The 21,295-nt window shown below is 65.4% G+C and carries 20 protein-coding genes; 12 read left to right on the top strand and 8 right to left on the bottom strand.

What is annotated here, in order from left to right; translation table 11 throughout:
• Nucleotides 1-58: 58 nt before the first annotated feature.
• From HNO53_RS00730 to norR, 3 genes are all read right to left on the bottom strand, one after another.
• A complete protein-coding gene (locus HNO53_RS00730; RefSeq protein WP_209475365.1) occupies nucleotides 59-2,170 on the bottom strand; it encodes an adenosylcobalamin-dependent ribonucleoside-diphosphate reductase in 2,112 nt (703 codons plus the stop codon).
• A 36-nt stretch (nucleotides 2,171-2,206) separates the two neighbouring features.
• Nucleotides 2,207-2,689: a ubiquinone anaerobic biosynthesis accessory factor UbiT gene (ubiT, locus tag HNO53_RS00725; protein WP_209475363.1), complete on the bottom strand. Its 483-nt coding sequence runs from the start codon at nucleotides 2,687-2,689 to the stop codon at nucleotides 2,207-2,209.
• 216 nt (nucleotides 2,690-2,905) lie between these two features.
• Nucleotides 2,906-4,435: a nitric oxide reductase transcriptional regulator NorR gene (gene norR, locus HNO53_RS00720; RefSeq protein ID WP_209475362.1), complete on the bottom strand. Its 1,530-nt coding sequence runs from the start codon at nucleotides 4,433-4,435 to the stop codon at nucleotides 2,906-2,908.
• A 145-nt stretch (nucleotides 4,436-4,580) separates the two neighbouring features.
• On the opposite strand from norR, the gene ytfE reads away from it, so the two are divergent.
• Nucleotides 4,581-5,237: an iron-sulfur cluster repair protein YtfE gene (gene ytfE, locus HNO53_RS00715; protein ID WP_209475360.1), complete on the top strand. Its 657-nt coding sequence runs from the start codon at nucleotides 4,581-4,583 to the stop codon at nucleotides 5,235-5,237.
• A 98-nt stretch (nucleotides 5,238-5,335) separates the two neighbouring features.
• Here ytfE and hemN read toward each other — a convergent pair whose 3' ends face one another.
• Both hemN and HNO53_RS00705 read right to left on the bottom strand, forming a co-directional pair.
• Nucleotides 5,336-6,721: an oxygen-independent coproporphyrinogen III oxidase gene (hemN, locus tag HNO53_RS00710; RefSeq protein WP_209475358.1), complete on the bottom strand. Its 1,386-nt coding sequence runs from the start codon at nucleotides 6,719-6,721 to the stop codon at nucleotides 5,336-5,338.
• Nucleotides 6,722-6,790: 69 nt separating this feature from the next.
• A complete protein-coding gene (locus HNO53_RS00705; RefSeq protein ID WP_209475356.1) occupies nucleotides 6,791-8,002 on the bottom strand; it encodes an NnrS family protein in 1,212 nt (403 codons plus the stop codon).
• A gap of 51 nt (nucleotides 8,003-8,053) precedes the next feature.
• Here HNO53_RS00705 and HNO53_RS00700 point away from each other — a divergent pair, with 51 nt between their 5' ends.
• From HNO53_RS00700 to HNO53_RS00650, 11 genes are all read left to right on the top strand, one after another.
• Complete coding sequence (locus HNO53_RS00700) at nucleotides 8,054-8,476, top strand: YbaN family protein (RefSeq protein ID WP_209475354.1); 423 nt, start codon at nucleotides 8,054-8,056, stop codon at nucleotides 8,474-8,476.
• Nucleotides 8,477-8,518: 42 nt separating this feature from the next.
• Complete coding sequence (locus tag HNO53_RS00695) at nucleotides 8,519-8,965, top strand: Rrf2 family transcriptional regulator (protein ID WP_209475352.1); 447 nt, start codon at nucleotides 8,519-8,521, stop codon at nucleotides 8,963-8,965.
• A 159-nt stretch (nucleotides 8,966-9,124) separates the two neighbouring features.
• Nucleotides 9,125-9,436, top strand: a complete 312-nt coding sequence (locus HNO53_RS00690) for a c-type cytochrome (protein ID WP_240549332.1) — start codon at nucleotides 9,125-9,127, stop codon at nucleotides 9,434-9,436.
• A 366-nt stretch (nucleotides 9,437-9,802) separates the two neighbouring features.
• Nucleotides 9,803-11,914 (top strand): transcriptional regulator NosR, encoded by a 2,112-nt coding sequence (gene nosR, locus HNO53_RS00685; protein WP_242597506.1) that lies wholly within the window; start codon nucleotides 9,803-9,805, stop codon nucleotides 11,912-11,914.
• Nucleotides 11,915-11,917: 3 nt separating this feature from the next.
• On the top strand, nucleotides 11,918-13,792 hold the full coding sequence (gene nosZ, locus HNO53_RS00680) for a TAT-dependent nitrous-oxide reductase (protein ID WP_209475346.1): 1,875 nt from the start codon (nucleotides 11,918-11,920) through the stop codon (nucleotides 13,790-13,792).
• Between the two features lie 83 nt (nucleotides 13,793-13,875).
• Complete coding sequence (locus HNO53_RS00675) at nucleotides 13,876-15,186, top strand: nitrous oxide reductase family maturation protein NosD (protein ID WP_242597505.1); 1,311 nt, start codon at nucleotides 13,876-13,878, stop codon at nucleotides 15,184-15,186.
• Entirely contained in the window at nucleotides 15,183-16,115 is a 933-nt protein-coding gene (locus HNO53_RS00670) for an ABC transporter ATP-binding protein (RefSeq protein ID WP_209475344.1), read from the top strand. The genes HNO53_RS00675 and HNO53_RS00670 overlap by 4 nt, the downstream gene beginning before the upstream one ends.
• A complete protein-coding gene (locus HNO53_RS00665; RefSeq protein ID WP_209475342.1) occupies nucleotides 16,112-16,936 on the top strand; it encodes an ABC transporter permease in 825 nt (274 codons plus the stop codon). The genes HNO53_RS00670 and HNO53_RS00665 overlap by 4 nt, the downstream gene beginning before the upstream one ends.
• A 27-nt stretch (nucleotides 16,937-16,963) precedes the next feature.
• Nucleotides 16,964-17,548, top strand: coding sequence for a nitrous oxide reductase accessory protein NosL (locus HNO53_RS00660; RefSeq protein WP_209475340.1), 585 nt, complete (start codon nucleotides 16,964-16,966; stop codon nucleotides 17,546-17,548).
• Between the two features lie 64 nt (nucleotides 17,549-17,612).
• Nucleotides 17,613-18,155 carry a hypothetical protein gene (locus tag HNO53_RS00655; protein ID WP_209475338.1) on the top strand — a complete coding sequence of 181 codons (543 nt, stop codon included), beginning with the start codon at nucleotides 17,613-17,615 and terminating at the stop codon, nucleotides 18,153-18,155.
• Complete coding sequence (locus tag HNO53_RS00650) at nucleotides 18,155-18,535, top strand: DUF6164 family protein (RefSeq protein ID WP_209475337.1); 381 nt, start codon at nucleotides 18,155-18,157, stop codon at nucleotides 18,533-18,535. Before HNO53_RS00655 ends, HNO53_RS00650 begins: the two co-directional genes overlap by 1 nt.
• 55 nt (nucleotides 18,536-18,590) lie before the next feature.
• On the opposite strand, the gene HNO53_RS00645 is transcribed toward HNO53_RS00650, so the two are convergent.
• From HNO53_RS00645 to HNO53_RS00635, 3 genes are all read right to left on the bottom strand, one after another.
• Nucleotides 18,591-19,136: a hypothetical protein gene (locus HNO53_RS00645; RefSeq protein WP_209475335.1), complete on the bottom strand. Its 546-nt coding sequence runs from the start codon at nucleotides 19,134-19,136 to the stop codon at nucleotides 18,591-18,593.
• Between the two features lie 76 nt (nucleotides 19,137-19,212).
• Nucleotides 19,213-19,557, bottom strand: a complete 345-nt coding sequence (locus HNO53_RS00640; protein ID WP_209475333.1) for a cupredoxin domain-containing protein — start codon at nucleotides 19,555-19,557, stop codon at nucleotides 19,213-19,215.
• Nucleotides 19,558-19,583: 26 nt separating this feature from the next.
• Entirely contained in the window at nucleotides 19,584-21,257 is a 1,674-nt protein-coding gene (locus HNO53_RS00635) for a NapC/NirT family cytochrome c (RefSeq protein ID WP_242597504.1), read from the bottom strand.
• Nucleotides 21,258-21,295: the final 38 nt, after the last annotated feature.

The following is a 21,295-nucleotide window of genomic DNA, read 5'->3' as shown; positions in this document are numbered from 1 at the left end:
CCTCCTCTTCAGCCTGACCCCGGCGCCCCTCGCTACCGGCAGTTGCAAGGGCATGGGCTTACCATTTGCCATAGGTGCCTTCCTTCAGCGCATCATAGAGATTGGCCGCGTTGTGCTCCTCGCCGTCGTAGACCACCTTCTCGTCGCCCTTGAGTTCCAGCGTCTCGCCGTTCTCCAGCTCGAACACGTAGGTGGTGTTCTTGAGATCGTCCTCGCGCACCAGCACGCCCTGGAACGCCTCGGGGTTGAAGCGGAAGGTGGTGCAGCCCTTGAGCTTGCTCTCGTAGGCGTCCAGGTAGAGATCCTTGAACTGCTCGAAGGGGAACTCGGTGGGCACGTTGACCGTCTTGGAGATCGCCGAGTCGACCCACACCTGGGCCGCCGCCTGTACCGCCACGTGCTGCTTGGGGCTGACCGCGTCGGCGGTGATGAAGTAATCCGGCAGGTCACTCTCCACTGCGTCGCTGGCGATGAAGTGGCGGTAGGCGGCGAGCTCGAAGGAGACCACTTCCACCTGCTCCTTGGTCTTCTTGCCCGACTGGATCACATTGCGGAAGTAGCGATGCGAGAACGACGGCTCGATGCCGTTGGAGGCATTGTTGCCCAGCGACAGCGAGATGGTGCCGGTCGGCGCGATGGAGCTGTGGTGGGTAAAGCGCGCACCGTGTTCGGCGAGTGCCGCGACCAGCTCCGGCTCGACCTCGGCGACCTTCTGCATGTAGCGGCTGTAGCGCGCGTGCAGGATGCGCCCCGGCACCTTGTCGCCGATCTCGTAGCCGTCCTTCGCCAGCTCAGGGCGCTCGCGCATCATCTTCGGCGTGATCTCGAAGTCCTCGGCGAGTATCGGCGCCATGCCCTTCTCGCGGGAGAGCTCCAGCGCCTGCTTCCAGCCCTCGAGCGCCAGGTTGCGGCTCACTTCCTCGGTGAAGGCCAGCGACTCGGGCGAGCCGTAGGGGATCTTGAGCATGGTCAGGGTCGAACCGAGGCCGAGGAAACCCATGCCGTGACGGCGCTTGGCTTCGATTTCGCGGCGCTGGCCCTCGAGCGGCAGACCGCTGATCTCGACCACGTTGTCGAGCATGCGGGTGAAGATCGCCACCACTTGGCGGTAGCGCTCCCAATCGAAGCGCGGCTTCTTGCCGAAGGGGTCGATGACGAAGCGGGTCAGGTTGACCGAACCGAGCAGGCAGGCGCCCTCCGGCGGAAGGGGCTGCTCGCCGCAGGGGTTGGTGGCGCGGATCTCCTCGCAGAACCAGTTGTTGTTCATGCGGTTGACCTGGTCGATCAGGATGAAGCCCGGCTCGGCGAAGTCGTAGGTGGAACGCATGATGGTGTCCCACAGTTCGCGCGCCTTGATCACCTCGACGACACGGCAGGCCACACGGCCCTCGGCATCGACGGTGTAGCCCTCTTCGATCACCGGCCAGTCGCGGTAGATCAAATCCTCGGGCTTGACGTCCTCCTTCTCACCGGCATGCAGCGGGAAGGCCAAGGGCCAGTCGGCATCGTTCTTCACCGCTTCCACGAACTCGTCGGTGATCAGCAGCGAGAGGTTGAACTGACGCAAGCGCCCGGCCTCGCGCTTGGCCTCGATGAAGCTCTTCACGTCGGGGTGGCCGACGTCGAAGGTGCCCATCTGGGCGCCGCGGCGACCACCCGCCGAGGCCACCGTGAAGCACATCTTGTCGTAGATATCCATGAACGCCAGCGGGCCGTTGGTGCCGGCGCCGGCACCGAAAACGAAGGCCCCCTTGTGGCGCAGGGTGGAGAACTCGTAGCCGATGCCGCAACCCGCCTTGAGCGTCATGCCGGCGTCCACCACCGAAGAGAGGATGTCGTGCATGGAGTCGCGGATGGTGCGCGAGACGGTGCAGTTGATCAGGCTCACCGCCGGCTTGTAGTCCTCGGCACCGGCGTTGGACATGATGCGCCCGGCGGGGATGGCACCGTTCTCCAGCGCCCAGCGGAACTTGGGCAGCCACTCATCGGCCTTGTCGCCTTCCACCGCGGCCAGGGCGCGCGCAACGCGGTCCCAGGTCGCCGCCACGTCCTTGTCGACGGGGCGTCCATGACGATCCTTGAGGCGATACTTGGAGTCCCAGATATCGCGTGAGGGCGCTTGCATAGGCACCTCGTTGGATGTCTTGACGGCCTTGGTGGAAGTACTCATGCAGGGATCTCCAGTAAGGGTCAAAAGTTCAAGTAATCAATGTTCCCGGCGCGCCATGCGTTCGAAGCGCGCCAGCCATTCGCCGAGTCGTCCCTGGGCCAGCCCCTCCTCGCGACCATCGAGCAGGTTCTTGACCATCAGCCCGAGCTCCGTGTCGCCCTCGATCACCAGCCGACGCTGGAAGAACAGCGCGTCGGGGTCCTCGCGCCGGGTCGCCAGGCACAGGAACTCGCGCCAGCCGCCACGGATGGTGGCTTCGCCCGTCTCCGGGCTGAGCCGGAAGCGCTCCGCTTCGAGGGTCAGCGTCAGCGCCACGCCCAGGTCCTCGATATGCAGGGCAATGCGCCGCCCCTCGAGCGCGTCGAACTCGCCCTCGGCCAAGGGTTCGGCGAAGGTGCGGTTGAGCAGCGGCTCGACCAGTTGTCTCTTCACCGCAAGCGGTACGCGGGGATCGATGGCACGAATCATTCGAGTCGGGGCCGGGGGGCGTGGCAAGCGCGACAGAGAAAGAGGAAGCATAGCGACTCTCCAGTGGAGCGAACCCATGGATTCGGTGCGGCCAGGTGGCCATGAAACCGATCATCCTAAGCTCGACGCCGCGCGCCTGCACTGATATGCGTCAAGCCTGTGCCAATGCCCCCGACCGGGGCCTTGGCTACCATATATAGCCAAGAAGTCCGGATCAAGCACCACATCTAGACTATATTTTTAACGCTAGCCCTTGCATTGCGATAACTATTTGATCCCCAAGCGACGCGCCAGCTTGTGCAGGTTGCTGGGATCAACGGCAAGCCTCCGGGCGGCATTCGCCCAGTTGTCGTCGCAGACCGCCAGGGCCTGGCGAATCGCCCGCCGCTGCGCGGCTTCGACCTGATGGCGCAGTGGCTCGCCGGTGCTCGTCTCAGCATGGGGGTGTTCGGTCGCATCACGACCGGCTTTCAACGTTTCGCCATGAGGCAGGTCGAGCCACTCCGGTTCCAGGGTGACGATGTCGTCGCGTCGAGCACCGTGACCCAGCGCCTTGATCGCCGCCCGGCTGATGACGTGCTCGAGCTCACGCACGTTGCCCGGCCAGTGGTAGCCCAGCAGCGCCGCCTCGGCTTCGCTGGAGAGTCGCAGGCTGCGAACGCCGAGCCGGGCACGGTTGATCTCGAGGAAGTGACCGGCCAGCACCAGCACATCGCTGTCGCGCTCGCGCAACGGCGGGATCACCACCGGATAGACCGAGAGGCGGTGATAGAGGTCGACACGGAAGTGGCCGTCACGCACACTCTCGGCCAATTGACGGTTGGTGGCAGCGATAATGCGCACATCGACTCGCCGCGGAGTGTCCTCCCCCAGGCGCTGCACCTCGCCGTTCTGCAGGGCTCGCAGCAGCTTGGCCTGGATCGGCAGCGGCAGCTCGCCCACCTCATCGAGGAACAGGGTGCCGCCGTCGGCAGCCTCGAAGCGTCCCGCCCGCTCCGCCGTGGCGCCGGAAAAAGCGCCCTTCACGTGGCCGAACAGCTCGCTCTCGGCCAGGGTCTCGGGCAGCGCTGCGCAGTTGACCTGCACCAGCGGCTGCTGTCGGCGCGGCGAACGCTGATGCAGGCGCCGTGCGAACAGCTCCTTGCCCACGCCGGTCTCCCCCATCAGCAGTACCGGCAGGTCCGACTCCGCCACCACGTCGAGCTCATGCAGCAGGCGCTGCAGCACCGCACTGTGGCCGAGGATCTCACTGCCCTCTCCCACTGCGACATGAGCCAGCGCATCCTGACGCGCCATGCGCAGCGCGCGCACCTCCTGCTCTAGGCGCGAAACCCGCACGGCTGCCTCGACCAGCAGCGCATAACGCTCCAGCAAGAGGCGGGACGCCTCGTCGAAGGTACCAGCCACCAGGGCGTCCAGCGTCAGCACGCCCCACGTCTCACCTTCGACATGCAGGCTGATGCCCATGCAGTCGTGCACGTGGAGCGGCTCCCCCGGCTGTTGCTCGACCAGGCCGTCGTAGGGGTCGGGCAGGGCCGAGTCCGACGGGAAAAGGGTCGAGCGGCGGCTGGCGAGTAGTGCCGCCAGGCGCGGGTGGCGAGCCACCTCGAAGCGTCGTCCCAGCGCTTCGCGTACCAGACCCTCCACCGCCACCGGCGCCAGCACGTCATCCTGCAACCGCAGCAGGCATACCGCGCCGCAGCGGAAGCTCTCACGCAGGGTACGTACCAGGCGCTGCAGGCGCACCACGCTGGGCAGGTCGGCGGCAAGGTCGGCGAGAAGCGAGTCGTCAAGCATGGTAGTTATCACCCTGGAAGGTAAAAATAACCTTACTCCAGCAAGGTGAAATTTACCATTTGAACGGCAAGTCATTGATAAACAAAACCCAGATAAGTGGCACGGCGATTGCTCTGTCTGAGAGACATTCAATGAGGTATGCCGTATGAACCTGCAGGAACAGACCGTTGGCCGCATCGCCCTATCGCTTCCCGGTGCGACTCGTATCTTCCATGCCCATCACATCGATTTCTGCTGTGGTGGCCGCATCAGCCTGAGCCAGGCCGCCGAGCGCGCCGGCCTGCATGTCGACAAGCTGGTCGCCGAACTCGAGGCGCTGCCAGCCGTCAGCAGCGAGCAGCGCGACTGGCGCGAAGCCAGCAACGACGAGCTGATCGACCACATCCTCACCCGCTATCACGACGTGCATCGTGAGCAACTCCCCGAGCTGATCCGCATGGCGCGCCGAGTCGAGCAGGTTCACGGTGAGAGAGACAGCTGCCCCAACGGGCTGGCCGACCTGCTGCTAGTGATTTATCAGGAAATGGAGAGCCACATGCAGAAGGAGGAGCAGATCCTGTTCCCCATGCTGCGCAACGGCATGGGTGCGCAGGCCCAGGGGCCGATCGCAGTGATGCGCCACGAGCACGACGATCATGGCGTGAACCTCGAGCAAGTGATGCGGCTGACCGATGACATCACCCCGCCCAAGGGCGCCTGCACTACTTGGCGGGCGCTCTACACCGGCCTGCGAGAGTTCCGTGAGGACCTGATGGAACACATCCATCTGGAGAACAACTTGCTGTTCGAACGGGCCAGTTGAGGAAGCACTGCACAACTGTCTGCGCTTCCTATACACACCCGCCGAAACGCATACGGCGCCCCGTGGGGCGCCGTTTGTTTGACTGCAACTCAAGCTCGTCAAACCGTACGTGAGTAGCGGTTCTCCTCGGGCTTGAGGTAGGCGTCGAAGGCCATCGCCATGTTGCGCATCATCAGCCGCCCTGCGGGCAGCACCTCGATCGCGCCGTCACTGATCGTCAGCAGGCCGTCGGCCTGCATCTCCTCGAGCTGTGCGAGCGCATCGGCGAAATAGTCGCGGAAAACGACGTCGTGGCGCGCCTCAATGGCGGCGAAATCGATGCGCCCATGGCACATCAAGGCGTTGATCACGTCGCGGCGCAGGCGGTCGTCGTCATTCAGCCGGTAGCCGCGCATCACCGGCAGCCGCCCCGCCTCGAGATGCGCCTGGTACTGGGCGGTCTCCTTGACGTTCTGGCTGTAGCTGTCGCCGACCTTGCCGATGGAGGTGATGCCCAGGCCGATCATGTCGCAGTCGGCGTGGGTGGAATAGCCCTGGAAGTTGCGCTGCAGGGTGCCGTTTTCCCTGGCCAAGCTCAGCTCGTCGTCGGGCAGGGCGAAGTGATCCATGCCGATGTAGACGTAGCCGGCCGCGGTCAGGCGGCGAATGGTCAATTCCAGCAGCTCCAACTTGCGCTCCGGCGGCGGCATGTCCTCGGGGCGGATCAGGCGCTGGGCCTTGAACAGCTCCGGCAGGTGGGCGTAGCTGTAGGCGGCGATGCGGTCGGGGCGCAGGGCGATGATCTTCGCCAGGGTGGCATCGAAGCTGGCCACCGTCTGCAGTGGCAGGCCGTAGATCAGATCGACACTGACCGACTGGAAGCCGGCCTCGCGGGCCGCCGCGACCAGCTCGACCACCTGCTCCTCGCTCTGCACGCGGTTGACCGCCTTCTGCACGTCGGGGTCGAAGTCCTGCACGCCGAAGCTCAGGCGGTTGAAGCCGAGCGCTTTCAGCTCATGGATCTGCTCTGGCGTGACCGTGCGAGGATCGACCTCCAGCGAGAACTCGCGCGCCTCGGGCTCGGCGAAGTGGAAGGCCTCGTCGAGGGCCGCCATCAGCTCGCCGAGCTGGGCATTGCTCAGGTAAGTGGGCGTGCCGCCGCCCAAGTGCAGCTGGGTCATGCGCCGCGTCTCGTCGAACAGCGCCCCTTGCACGCGGATCTCCTGCTTCAGCCAGTCGAGATATTCGGCCGCGCGCTCGGTGTTGTGGGTGATGATCTTGTTGCAGGCGCAGTAGTAGCACAGGCTCTTGCAGAATGGGATATGCACGTAGACCGACAGCGGCTTGGGCGCGGCAACGCGGTTGCTGCGCTCAGCGGCGGCGCGGTAGTCGTCCTCGGCGAAGGCCGTATGGAACTGGGGCGCGGTCGGATAGGAGGTGTAGCGGGGGCCCGGGCGGTCGTACTTCTCCACCAGCGGGCGGTCGAACAACAGATCGTCTTGCATGATCGGAACAGCCTCTTGAATCCTCGGCATGGAGCACGCCATGCTCAATGCCCGTCAGTATGACACCGGCTACCGGTGTCGTCTCGGCAGCTCGCCCCTCTCTTGCCCCGGGTCAAGTTTGCCCGTGTCACGCTGCGTCCTGGGGATCCAGGCGGCCAGCCGCCAGGCCACCAGCAGCCAGCCCAGGCTCCAGGCGGCGGCCGACAGCCACAGCAGCGTCAGCCCCGCACTGCCGGCCTCGACCGCCCACAGCCGCAGCACGGCCGCCACCGCGAACAGCCCGGCCAACGGCAGCAATACTGGTTCCTGTTCGGGGCGCCGCTTCGCCCGCAGGATTACGTGACGCAGCATGATGCCACTGGCAAGCGTGCCCAAGGCTCCCACGGTAAAGGCGTGCAGCGCCGTGCTGGCATGCTCCGGCGCCCACCAGCGATAGGCCAGAAGAATGAGCCCGATGGCGAGCCAGGCGTAGCCCAGCATCAGCATCTGCAGGTCCGGCCTGTCGCGACACTTCATCGGCTGCCATCCGCGGATACGCCACAGCACCAGCACTCCCCCCGCCAGCGTGAGCAGGGCTGCCACGGGATGCAACGCCTCCCATGGTGCCAGGAAGGCCGCCAGCCCCAGCAGCACGATCAGCGCCCCCTCGACATTGGGCTGCACGCCGGCCCGTGCCTGGCGGGAAGTTTTCGTCAGGTGGCCGTTGACCGCCGGCGCGATGACGCGCCCCCCCATGAAGGTCATCAATAGCTCCAGCCACAGTACGCTCTGGTGCATCAGCGGCGCCGTGCTCGGCATGCCATCGAGATAACGCCAGGTCAGGGTTACCACGGCCAACAGGCAGAGCATGCCCAGCAGCGGCGAGAGTAGCCGGTTGCGCCACTTCTTGGCGGCAATGAAGCGCGGCACCAGTCGCGAGGCCACCCACACGGCGAAGACCGCGTCGGCCAACGAGGCCACGACCGTTCCGGGCCAGTCCAACACGCCCAGCCGCCCTACCAGCCACAGCGACACCAGCAGGAGCAGTTGCCGCCTTGGCTGGGGTCCCAGCAGGTAACCGGCAATGATCGCCAGGGCAAAACCGAACAGCATCTCGCGGGCATGGGCGGCCGGCGAGGCCAGCTGCAGCGGCGCCCAGCCGTGGAAAAGCGCCAACAAGGAGAGCGGCACCATCAAGGCAGCGTGCAGCGCCGCCAGCGGAAAGAGCCAGCGCCAGGCGGCCAGACGAAGGGGCTCGGCACCGGCCGCATCGTTGGCGGGCTTGGCAAGGGCTTTAAACATGTATATAAAATACTACTTAGAAGGCGCGTTGAACACCGTCGCGAGGTGGCCATGAGAGAAGAAGCGATTCGCCTGGCCTGGCGCACCCTGGCCTATGGCTGCATCGGCCTGGGGGCCGCCGGGGCTGTATTGCCGCTACTGCCGACCACGCCCTTCCTGCTGTTGGCAGCCTGGGCGGCACCCAAAGGCTCGCCGCGCCTGGCGCGCTGGTTGTGTCACCACCCGCGGTTGGGTCCTATCCTGAAGGCCTGGCAGAATCAGCGTGCCATACCCCGACACGCCAAGCGAATGGCGGCGATACTGCTCGCCCTGAGTTGGCTGGTACTATGGCTGAGCGGTATGCCTATCCATGTACTGGCCGCGACGGCTGCGATCTTCTGCTGCGTGACCGCTTTCGTCTGGACGCGACCCGATGCCGCACCCTCGGGCAGAGAACGCCATACGGCGAGCACTGCTATGATAAGAAGGTTTTAGGGTACTCCAATTGATGCTTATCAAGCCAATGCCGGACCTACCATGCACCTGACCCGCTATACCGACTATGCGCTGCGCGTGCTCATCTATCTCGCCGTCAAGGGCGAGGAGCGCTCCACGATCCATGAGATAGCGGAAAGCTTCGGCGTCTCGCGCAATCACTTGATGAAAGTCGTACAAGACCTCAGTCACCGTGGCTACATCACCACCATCCGCGGCAAGAACGGCGGCCTGTTGCTCAATCGCCCCCCCGAAGCGATAACCCTGGGCGGATTGGTACGTGACACCGAACATGAGCTCGGCCTGGTGGAATGCTTTCGCGACAGCAACGATTGCATCATTACCCCGGCCTGCCGGCTCAAGCCGATTCTCAACGAAGCCATGGGTGCTTTCATGGGCGTCCTGGACCAATATACGTTGGCCGACATGCTAGGCAAGCGTCAGCCACAGCTTGCTCGCTTGATGCAGATTCCGGCCAAGGAGGCCTAGTTTTCTCATGCCTCTTGGCCCAGATCAGTTTGGCCGGACTCATTCCGGCATACCATCGAAGCCAGTACCCGGCTCGCTGCGCAGTAGCGAACCGAGAAGAGACTGCTTCACTACAACGTGCACTGCCACCCCGTGGATTAGCATTAGATGGAGAACACCATGAAATTAGTTGCCGCCGCCCTGCTAGCAGGCGCCTCTACCCTGGCCTTCACCGCAACCGTCCAGGCGAACGCCGACGGCGAAGCCGTCTACAACCAGGCCTGCATGGCCTGCCATATGACCGGCGCTGCCGGCGCGCCGATCCGTGGCGACGCCGACGCCTGGGCACCGCGCGTGGAGAAAGGCATCGACACGCTCTACACCCACGCCATCGAAGGCTTCAACGCCATGCCGCCCAAGGGAGGCCAGATGGGCCTGAGCGACGAGGAAGTGAAGGCCGCCGTCGACTTCATGGTCGAACCGGTAATGTAAGCCCACCGACTCCCCAACCAGGCGGAGACGCTCCGCGCTGGAATAACAGGCGCCATGCCGCGGCAGCGGCATGGCGCCTCCGTCGTTTCTCTCTTCGCAAGCCTCCCGCCTCTTCCTCTCGCCCGGCCGCTGCCATGCCTGCGGTCATGCAGCTCGCGACTCCTACCTCTTCTGGGTTACTCCCACGGCGCCCGCACTGGTTACTTCGGTCATGACGCATGTCAATTCCCATGCCCTGGAGGGCTGGCATGATAGGACCAACGCTTAAAGAAATATTTCCAATACCTGTTTGACTCACCCCTTTCTCACCGGTGCTAGCAGGTACGGTAACGAGGATCGCCCATGTTTCACCGGCGCCACGCTAACATGCCCGCGACTTGGCTGGTCGGTCTGCTGGTACTGCTGTTCACCCTGCCGGCCCTGGCTATCGAGCTGGAGCAGGTTCGCCCCGGTTTTCCCGAGGCGGCCCGGCTGAGCGAAGCCGAGGGCAGCCTTGCGGTCAGGTCAGTGGAGAACTCTGCAGGCGAGCCGCTGGGCTACGTCTTCGAGAGCGTCGATATCGCCCCGATTCCTGCCTATTCGGGTAAGCCGGTCAACCTGCTGGTGGGCATCGATCTGGAGGGCCGCATCGTCCTGGCCGACATCCTCGGCCACGAGGAGCCCATCATGCTGGTGGGTATTCCCGAGGCGAAGCTGGAGGGCTTCGCCGATGCGCACGTGGGCGCTCACGTCAACGACCGGCTCAAGGTTGGTGACAACCTCGACGCCATCTCCGGCGCCACCGTTACCGTCATCGTGGTCAGCGATACCATCCTGCGCGCCGCGCGCCAGGTGGCCGCCGAGCAGGGGCTGATCGCCGATCCCTCCGCCGCGCCGCCGGCGCGGGTGCTTGAGGACGTCTATGCCCCTGCCGACTGGGAAACCCTCACCGGCGACGGCACCATCCGCCGCTTCCAGCTGACCCACGGCGAAGTGGATGAGACCTTCGTCGGCACGCCCGCCGAAAACTACCTGCATACGCCGCAACCGGCGGATCGCACCTTCATCGAGCTGTTCTACACCTACCTCAACCCGCCTACCGCCGGCCGCAACCTGCTCGGCGACAACGTCTACGAGCAGCTGATGGACGAGCTCGACGAGGGCGAGCATGCCATCGCGGTGATGGGCCGCGGCGACTATTCGTTCAAGGGCTCGGGCTACGTGCGCGGCGGTATCTTCGATCGCCTGGAGCTCAGCCAGGGCAACACCACCGTCAGCTTCCACGACCGCGACCACATCCGCCTGGGCAACCTGTCGATCGAGGGTGCGCCCGACTTCGCCGAGCGTGACATCTTCATCGTGCGAGATACGGCGGCCTTCGATCCGGGCCGGCCGTGGCAGCTTGAGCTGCTGGTGCGCCGTGCCTCCGGTCCGCTGGATACCGAGTTCAGCCGCTTCAGCGCCGACTACAGCGTCCCCGAGGCCTATATCGAACGACCCGAACCGCCCAAGGAAGAGCCGATCTGGGTCCAGGTATGGCGCGACAAGGCGTTCCAGATCGCCGTGCTCGGCGCCGGCCTGGTCGTGCTCACCGGCATCATGCTGTTCCAGGACGTGCTGGTGCGCTATCCCCGCATCATGGGTCCGCTGCGCCTGGGCTTCCTGGTCTACACCCTGGTCTTCATCGGCTGGTACTCGCTGGCCCAGCTCTCGGTGGTCAATGTCCTGACCTTCACCAACTCGCTGATCAACGGCTTCAGTTGGGAATCGTTCCTGATCGACCCGATGCTGTTCATTCTCTGGTCGTTCGTGGCGGTGAGCCTGCTGCTGTGGGGTCGAGGCGTGTTCTGCGGCTGGCTGTGTCCGTTCGGCGCGCTGCAGGATCTGGTCAACAAGGCCGCGCGCAAGCTGGGCGTCAAGCAGTACGAACTGCCCTTCGGCCTGCATGAACGCCTGTGGGCGATCAAGTACATCATCCTGCTGGCGCTGTTCGCCGTCTCGCTGCACTCGTTGGGGCAGGCCGAGCGCTACGCCGAGGTGGAACCGTTCAAGACCGCCATCACCCTGCGCTTCCAGCGCGAATGGGGCTTTTTGCTCTATGCCTTGGGCCTGGTCGCGATCTCGGCCTTCACCCACAAGGCCTACTGCCGCTACGTCTGCCCGCTGGGCGCGGGGCTCGCCATTCCCGCCCGCCTGCGCCTGTTCGACTGGCTCAAGCGCCATCGTGGCAGCTGCGGCACGCCCTGCCAGATCTGCGCCAACGAATGTGAAGTGGCCGCCATCCATCCCGACGGCCGCATCAATGCCAACGAGTGCCACTACTGTCTCGACTGCCAGATCACCTACCACGATGACCGCCGCTGCCCGCCGATGATCAAGCGGCGCAAGCGCTACGAGAAGGCGGCGCGCGTGTCGGGCGGCAAGGGCCGCGTCGAGATCCACGAACCCGCCAACGCCGTCGACCGGCTGCAGCGTATTCCGACCCACCAAGAGGACTGAACCATGAGTGACAAGAAGCAGATCGAGAACCTCGGTCGCCGGCACTTCCTGCGCAACAGCGCGGTAACCGGCGTCGCCGGGGCCGGCCTGGCCAGCGGCTTCGGCGCCGGAGCGCTGATGAGCAGCCGCCAGGCCCAGGCCGCCGGCGTCGCTGAAGGCAGCGTGGCGCCGGGCGAACTCGACGAGTACTACGGTTTCTGGAGCGGCGGTCACTCCGGCGAGGTACGCGTGCTGGGCGTGCCCTCCATGCGCGAGCTGATGCGCATTCCGGTATTCAACACCGACAGCGCCACGGGCTGGGGCATCAGCAACGAGTCCAAGCGCATCCTCGGCGAGTCCGCGCGCTTCCTCAACGGCGACAGCCATCACCCGCACGTCTCGATGACCGACGGCCGCTACGACGGCAAGTACCTGTTCATCAACGACAAGGCCAACACCCGCGTAGCCCGCATCCGTCTCGACATCATGAAGACGGACAAGATCACCACCATTCCCAACGTCCAGGCGATCCACGGCCTGCGCCTGCAGAAGGTGCCCCACACCAAGTATGTGTTCTGCAACGCCGAGATGCCGATCCCGCAGATCAACGACGGCCGCGACCTGGAGAACCCGGAGAACTACTGGACCATGTTCAACGCGGTGGACGCGGAGAGCATGGACGTGGCCTGGCAGGTGATCGTCGACGGCAACCTCGACAACACCGACGCCGACTACACCGGACGCTTCGTCGCTTCCACCTGCTACAACTCCGAGAAGGGCGTGACCCTCTCCGAGACCATGAGCGCCGAGCGCGACTGGGTGGTGGTGTTCGACGTCGAGGCGATCGAGGCCGCCGTCGCCGCCGGTGAGTACGAGACCCTGGGCGACTCCCCGGTGCCGGTGCTCGACGGCCGTAAGGGCTCGCAGCTGACCCGCTACATCCCGGTACCCAAGAACCCGCACGGCCTGAACACCTCGCCGGACGGCAAGTACTTCATGGCCAACGGCAAGCTGTCGCCGACCGTGACCATCATCGCCATCGACAAGCTGCCCGAGCTGTTCGACGACGCCATCGAGCCGCGCGACACCGTGGTCGGCGAGCCCGAGCTTGGCCTGGGGCCGCTTCACACCACCTTCGACGGTCGCGGCTATGCCTACACCACGCTGTTCATCGACAGCCAGGTGGCCAAGTGGAACATCGAGGACGCCATTCGCCACTACAACGGCGAAGAGGTGAACTACATCCGCCAGAAGCTGGACGTGCACTACCAGCCCGGCCACAACCACGCCAGTCTCACCGAGTCGCGCGATGCCGACGGCAAGTGGCTGGTAGTGCTGTGCAAGTTCTCCAAGGACCGCTTCCTGCCGGTGGGCCCGCTGCGCCCCGAGAACGACCAGCTGATCGACATCAGCGGCGACGAGATGAAGCTGGTGCACGACGGCCCGACCTATGCCGAGCCGCACGACTGCATCCTGGTTCGGGCCGACCAGATCAACCCGGTACGCCTGTGGCAGCGGGACGACCCCTTCTTCGCCGAGACGGTCGCCATGGCCGAGGCCGATGGTGTCGTTCTCGAGCGCGAGAACAAGGTGGTGCGCGACGGCAACAAGGTGCGTGTCTACATGACCTCCGTGGCGCCGACGTTCGGCCTGACCGAATTCAAGGTCAAGCAGGGCGACGAGGTCACCGTGGTGATCACCAACCTCGACCAGGTCGAAGACCTGACCCACGGCTTCTGCATGGTCAACCACGGCGCGCAGATGGAGATCGGTCCGCAGCAGACCGCCAGCGTCACCTTCGTCGCCGACAAGCCCGGCGTACACTGGTACTACTGCAACTGGTTCTGCCACGCCATGCACATGGAAATGACCGGCCGCATGCTGGTCGAGAAGGCCTGATAGCCTTCTGAGTGTCTGAAGGGAGTCGGGATCAGGCTGAAGAGAGCCTGGTCCTGGCCCACCCTTTAGTTCTGGAGAAACGTATGACCCGACGACCGACTCTCGGCGTCCTGATCCTGATTCTGACTGCCTGGTTGGCCATGCCGGGCGGAGCGCTGGCCGCCGACTGGCGCGCTAGCCCGGGCGAATCACTGCAGCCGCTGGTCGAACGAGCCAGCGACGGCGATCGCCTGCTATTGCCCGCGGGCCGCTATCCCGGCCCGCTCAAGCTCGACCGCTCGCTCACCGTCGAAGCCGAGCCCGGCGCCGTGATCGATGCCGGCGGCAGCGGCCACGGCGTGGTCCTCGAAGCCCCCGGCAGCGTGATCGACGGCCTCACCGTCGAGAACTGGGGCCGCGACCTCACCGCCATGGACAGCGGCATCCTGGTGGAGCACACCGCCACCGGCAGCGTCATCCGTCATTCGCACCTCGAAGGCCCCGGCTTCGGCATTCGCCTCGACTCGGTGAATGACGTGGCCGTGCTGGACAACGTCATTCGCGGCGACACCTCGCTGCGCTCGCAGGATCGCGGCAACGGCATACATCTGTACAACGTGCGCGACGTGCGGGTGGAGGGCAACGAGATCCGCGAGGTGCGCGACGGCATCTACATCGACACCAGCAGCCAGAGCCTGCTGCGCGGCAACAGCATGCAGGATCTGCGCTACGGCGTGCACTACATGTACGCCCATGACAATCGCTTGGAAGGGAACCTGACCCGCAACACCCGCACCGGCTACGCGCTGATGCAGTCGCGTCACCTGACGGTGGTCGACAACCGCTCCGAGGGCGACCTCAACTACGGCATCCTGATGAACAACATCACCTACTCCACGCTGCGTGGCAATCGCATCAGCGGCGTGCGCCAACCGCTCAATGCCAGCGGAGAGGGAATGGTGAGCGGCGCCGAAGGCAAGGCGCTGTTCGTCTACAACGCCCAGTTCAACCGCTTCGAGGGCAACCGCCTGGCCGACAGCGACATCGGCATCCACCTCACCGCCGGCTCCGAGGACAACCGCGTGGTGGGCAACGCCTTCGTCGACAACCGCCAGCAGGTGATGTACGTCGCCACGCGCACCCAGGAGTGGTCGGAGGAGGGCCGCGGCAACTACTGGAGCGACTACCTGGGCTGGGACCTGGCCGGGGACGGCTTGGGCGACACGCCCTACGAGCCCAACGACGCCATGGACCGCCTGCTGTGGCGCTACCCCGTCGCGCGGCTGCTAATGCACAGCCCCGCGGTGCTGACCCTGCGCTGGGTGCAGCGCCAGTTCCCCGTCTTCCGCCCCCAGGGCGTGAAGGACAGCGCCCCCCTGATGACAGAACCCGACTTCGGAGACACCGACCCATGACCGCGGTGATCGAATTCCACGGCGTGACCCGGCGCGACGGCGACGTGGTGCGCCTCGACGCCCTCGACCTCAGGGTCAGCGAGGGCGAGGTCCTCGCCCTGCTCGGCCACAATGGCGCCGGCAAGACCACTACCATGAAGCTGATCCTGGGGCTGCTCTCGCCCAGCGAAGGCTCGATCTCGGTACTCGGCGGCGCCCCCGACGGCGCTCATGCCGAGACGCTGCGCCGACGTCTGGGCTACCTGCCCGAGAACGTCAGCTTCTACGAACAACTCAGCGGCCGCGAGGTATTGGAGTTTTTCGCCCGGCTCAAGCGCGTCGACCGCCGCCAGGTCGCCGCGCTGCTCGAGCAGGTCGGCCTGGGTGCGGCGGCCAAGCGGCGCGTCAAGACCTACTCCAAGGGCATGCGCCAGCGCCTCGGTCTGGCCCAGGCGCTGCTCGGCGAGCCGCGTCTGCTCCTGCTCGACGAGCCCACCACCGGGCTCGACCCCGCCGCCACCCGCGACTTCTACGAGACGGTACGCAGCCTGCGCGAGCGCGGCTGTACGGTACTGCTCTCTTCCCACGTGCTGCCGGGTGTGGAGCCCTATATCGACCGCGCGCTTATCCTGGGTGGCGGCCGGCGCCTGGCACTCGGCAGCCTCGAGACCCTGCGCGCCGAAGCCGCACTGCCGATGACCATTCGTGCCCGCGGCCGATTGGAGGGTGATGACTGGCAACGGCCCTGGAACGACACGCGCATCCAGGCCCGGCCGCTCAACGGTCATGAGGTGTCGCTTTCGGTTCCCGCCGACGCCAAGCTCGCCGTGCTGCGCCATCTCTCCACGCACCCCGGGGTCGAGGACATCGAGCTGCTGCCGCCTACCCTGGAGCACCTCTACACCCATTTCTCCGCCGGGCTCGCCCCCGCGCAAGGAGAGGCTCGATGAACGCCATCCTGACACTCGCCGGCAAGGAGTTCCGCGACGGCATGCGCAACCGCTGGGTGCTGGCCATCACGCTGGTGCTGGCCTTGCTCGCCGTGGGCATCGCCTGGTTCGGCGCGGCGGCCAGTGGCGGACTGGGCTTCACCTCGCTGGCCACCACGCTGGTCAGCCTCGCCACCCTGGCGGTCTTCCTGATACCGCTGATCGCTCTGCTGCTGGCTTACGACGCCGTAGTCGGCGAGCAGGAAGCGGGCACCCTGCTGCTGCTGCTCACCTATCCGGTCAGCCGCACCTCGCTGCTGCTGGGCAAGTTCCTCGGTCACGGCCTGATTCTGGGCAGCGCCACGGCTCTCGGCTTCGGCATTGCCGGTGTGGTGATCGCCGTGGGGGCCGAAGGCGTGGCGCTGGGCGAACTGGCCGCCGGCATGGGCCTGCTGATCGCCAGCAGCGTGCTGCTGGGCTGGGTCTTCATCGCCTTCGCCTACCTGATCAGCGTGTGGGTGAGCGAGAAGGCCCGCGCCGCCGGCCTGGCGCTGGTGGTGTGGTTCCTGTTCGTGCTGGTGTTCGACCTGGGCCTGTTGGCGCTGCTGGTCAGCGTCAAGCAGGGCGGGGAGTGGCTGCCCTGGCTGCTGCTGCTCAACCCCACCGAGCTGTTCCGCCTGATCAACCTGGCCGGCTTCGAGGCGGCGCGCAGCTATACCGGCCTGACCTCCATTGCCGAGGGCGGCGCCTTCCGTCCTGCCGTGCTGCTGCCACTGCTGACGGCCTGGGTCCTGGTGCCCCTGGGCCTGGCGCTGCTGCGCTTTCGCCATCGTTCGGCTTGAGGCCGCCTTTCTTTCGGAGTGATCGATATGCCCCGTTTCCTGCTACTCCCCCTGATCCTGCTGTCGCTGCTGCTCGCCGGCTGCGGCGAGCCGGAGACGACCGCCCTGGCCGCCGCCGAGCCCATCGAGTCCGGCGACAGCTGTCACGTCTGCGGCATGCTGATCGACGAGCACCCCGGCCCCAAAGGGCAGGCTTTCCTGGACAAGAGCACTTCGGCGCTCAAGTTCTGCTCCACGGCAGAGCTGTTCGCCTTCCTACGCCAGCCGGAGAACGAGACGCGCCTCTCCCATGCCTATGTGCACGATGTCGCAGTAGCACCCTGGGCCACGCCGTCCGACGACGCCTTCGTACTGGCCAGCGAGGCGTGGTACGTGGCGGGTCACGATCAACGCGGCTCCATGGGCCACACCCTGGCCTCTTTCAAGCAGCGCCATCATGCCGAAGTCTTCGCCGAGACCCACGGCGGCAAGCTCTACGCCTTCGACGACATCGACCTAGAGCTGCTGGCCCGTCTGAGCCGCGGCGAGCTGGGTGGCGGCGACACTATGGCCAGCATGACAGATCACGCCAGTGGGCACGCCGATATGCACGACACCAGCGGGGCACACTGAGCCCCGCGGGACAGCCGCCACACGGCGTGCTAGGCTCGGGCGCATCGCTTCTCGAGGATCCCGCATGCGTTTTTCCGCCCTGCTCGCTTCCACGCTAGCTGGCCTGGCCCTGGCCGGGCCTGTCGCAGCCACCAACTACAACGTCAGCGATGCCGAGCAGCATGACAGCTGGCACTCCGTGGTGCTATCGCTGGGTGACGAGCGCCACTTTCGCGCCCTCGAGCAGACCAGCTACAGCGACTCGATCCTGAGCGTCAACTACACCGCCGGCGTGTGCGACCTGCCATGGCTCGAGGTGCGCGTCGAGCTGGAAAAGCACCAGCCCGAGAGCCGCGTGGCCAACCTGGTGCCCGGCGACCTGCGAGTGGATCACGAGACCATCCACAACGGTATGGCGGAGTTCATCACCCAGCGCGGTGACCGCGGCTTTTACGTCAACTTCTATCTCGACAACCAGACGCTGCTGCTCGACGAGATGCGCAGGGGCGAGACGCTGCGCCTGCGCTTCGATCGTGGCAATGAGGACTACTGGTTCATGAGCTTCGTCCTCGAGGGTGCCGATGCGGCCATTGCCCGTGCCGAACGACTGTGCGAGGCGGCCGGCTGATGGCGACGCTGCTGTTTCGGCTGGCCAACGTCACCGAGGAGGAAGCCTGGGAAGTGCGCCGACTGCTCGACGAGCACGGCTTCGATACTTATGAGACCCAGGCCGGCTTCTGGCGCCTGGGAGTTGATGCCATCTGGCTGCGTGACTCCGCGCAGTTGGAGGCAGCACGCGAGGTGCTCGAGTGCTACCAGGCCGAGCGGCAAACGCGCGTACGGCGTGAGCATGCCGAGATGGCCGAGCGCGGCCAGTCCCCGACCCTGTGGCAACGCCTACGCCACCATCCCGTGCAACTGCTGCTGGTGGCGCTGGCGGTACTGGCCATGCTGGCGCTTACGCTGACACCCTTTCTGGGCCTGATCGAGCGCAGCGCTACTGGCTGAACGCTGTCCATCGGCATGGCCGCCGGCAGGCGGCCATCGAGTTGTGCTACGGCTCTCAGCGAAACCCTTGGGTATCGAGGTACTCCACCGACAGGTAGTCGTCAAAGGTCCACAGCCGCACGAAGCGCCCGCGCTGAGACGTCCCTTGTCCCTCACCGCCCCAGACTTCCAAGCTTTGCGGTGTCTCAGGCATGTCTCCGGCGAGCTGTTCGAACCACCAGGCGGCCATCTCTTCCTTCCACGGCTCGCCATACTCGGCCGCGAGTTCCTCAATGATTCGCTCGCGCTGGGCCACCTCGGGATGAAAGGCTACCACCAGAGCCAACTGATCGCTGCCGTCCGGAAAGACGTAGCGCAGGTCAGTGACTGGCTCGTTGGGCACCTGCAACGCACCGTCGACGAGCAGATCGCCCTCAGCCGTTTCGTGCACTTCGACCTCGGACACCCCATCGGCCGCAAGCCGGGCCATCACCTCCTGATGTGACATGCCGAACTCGGCGCTGCGGTAGCCCGTCGGCCCTTCCGCCGCCAGGGCCGCCGTGAACATCACCGTCGCCAGGCTGCCGACGAGCCAGGTCGACGCTTGGGTGTATCGTCTCATTGTCGCTCCTCCAGCATTGAATGGCTGGAGCCACCGGTCACGCCGGCGCTCGCAGCGAATGGCGATTTGTTGCTGATCATTCGGTCGGCACCACCGTGATTACCCCCTCCATGTCGCGCCGCTCGTGCGGGCGGCAGTGGTAGGGATAAGTGCCGGGTTCATCGAAGGTGCGCTCCCAGTACTCTTCGGGAAACAGCCGCGGCGAGCCCAAGTCCTCGTCGGCGAAGTAGACATCGTGGCTGGTGCGCTTCTCGGCGTTGACCCAGCGCACCGTGGTGCCGGCCTCCACCTCGAGCTCGGCGGGGTGAAAGCCGTAGTCGCGCATTTCCACTTCGACCACGGCATCGGCGGCCTGTACCGCCCCGCTCAGCAGGGCGGCGATCAGGAGGCTCATGTTCGGTCGACGATATCGCTTGTTCATGTCGCAACCTCCTTCCCAGCGGGACCTCAGGGAGAGACTCGCGTGGCATTGATTTCCACCATGTCCTCGCCGAAGGCCTCGTCCGGATTCTCGACGCCGAAGGCCAGGCCGTACTGGAAGGAGACATGGTGGAAGCGCGAGTCGGCATGGTCGTCGTGCAGCGCCAGATTGAGGCTGTAGAGACTCCCCAGGTCGAGCGGCTTGTCGCCCTCGGTGCCGGTCTTGAGCGCTCGGGTCAGGTAGGCGGTCCATACGCCGTCCTGCTCCTCGGCACTGAAGGCGATGGCCTGGCTGTCGCTGAAGTGACGCTCGTCAAGGACATAACCCGACTCGACGCTGCCGTCGCCGCTGCTGTAGCGCGCCAGGTCGAGATAGACGCCGGCATCGAGCAGCTCCTGGATCTCTGCCTCCTCCTTGAGCTTGTCCCAGCCGCCGCGGGCCGCGCCACGACGTCCCTTAATCTCGATGTCGGTACGGCTCTCGGCAAGGTACTTGGTCACCCCGTTGCCGCTCATGAAGTCGAGCCGCTCAGCGAGTTCGCTCGCCGCCAGCGCCTCTGCCTCGGGCGCATCCGGCATGTAGGCGGAATCGTGGTGACAGCTTGCCCAGCAGCCCCCCTGCTCTGCCAGCTCGACGCGTCCGTCGGAGAGACCCACGGTCAGCTTGAAGGGGTTTTCCGGATCCATCATGCCACCCTCGACGAAGGGCAGCGGGGCATGCTCGCCGGCCTCCCACTGGAATTGCATGTAGAGGTATTCATCGTCGAAGGCGGCCTTGACGCTCATCGGCACGTGGCCGCGCTTGTCGCCCAGGTCGAAGGTCTCGATCTTCTCGCCGGCAACGGCCATGGCACCGATATCGGCTTCCTCGCCCTGGTGGCACCACAGGCAGCGGTCGCCGAACTTGACCGCCCTGCCGCCGCCATGCTCGCTGCCGTCCTGAATCCACTCGATGGACGCCTGGCCCGGCAGGAACAGCGTCAGATCGGTGGCCGGCACCGCCTCCCAGTCGAGCGAGGCAGCGAGGTTCTCACTGACCGTCGCGGCTTCGCCCAGATCTTCCGTCTCCAGCGGCACCTCGCTCTCTTCGGTCTCAGTCGCCTCGTCCACGGCATCGAAGCGACCCGCCCAGACCGGCGACTCGTCCCAAGCCTCGGGCAGCTGATGCGCAATGCCCTGGTGACACTCGATGCAGGTCATGCCCTGCTCGAAGGCGCGGGCATGCTCGCGCGAGGCCCGGGCAGCCTGCTGCTCTAGGTCCATCGCCGACCAGTCATGACAGTTGCGACACTCGCGCGAATCAGTGCGCAGCATCGAGCGCCATACGTTCTCGGCCAGATGAAGACGCTTGGCCTCGAACTCCTCCTGGGTATCGATCGAGCCCAGCATCCAGTGCCACACCTCGCGGCTGGCCTGGATCTTGCGAATCATCTTGGGCCCCCAGGCGTCGGGCACGTGGCAGTCCGAACAGATCGCGCCCACGCCGGTGGCGTTCTGGTAGTGCGGTCGCTCCTGGTACTCCTCGTGGACCCAGCTCATCTCATGGCAGGAGGTGGTACAGAACTTGTAGCTGTTGGTCGCCTCCATCACGGTATTGAAGCCGCCCCAGAAGATGATGCCGGCAACGAAGAAGAGCACGGCGGCACCCAACGATGCCCCCAGGATGGTGATTTTGCGCCAATTGCGTGGACGCTCCCCCATGATCTTTCTCCCAAAGTGTCATGACACGAGTGCTTGCC

Origin of the sequence: Billgrantia antri (genome assembly GCF_017868935.1) — a bacterium.
Lineage (GTDB): Bacteria > Pseudomonadota > Gammaproteobacteria > Pseudomonadales > Halomonadaceae > Halomonas > Halomonas antri.
The sequence above is the reverse complement of the archived record's forward strand: the minus strand, read 5'-3'. Positions and strand labels throughout refer to the sequence as shown.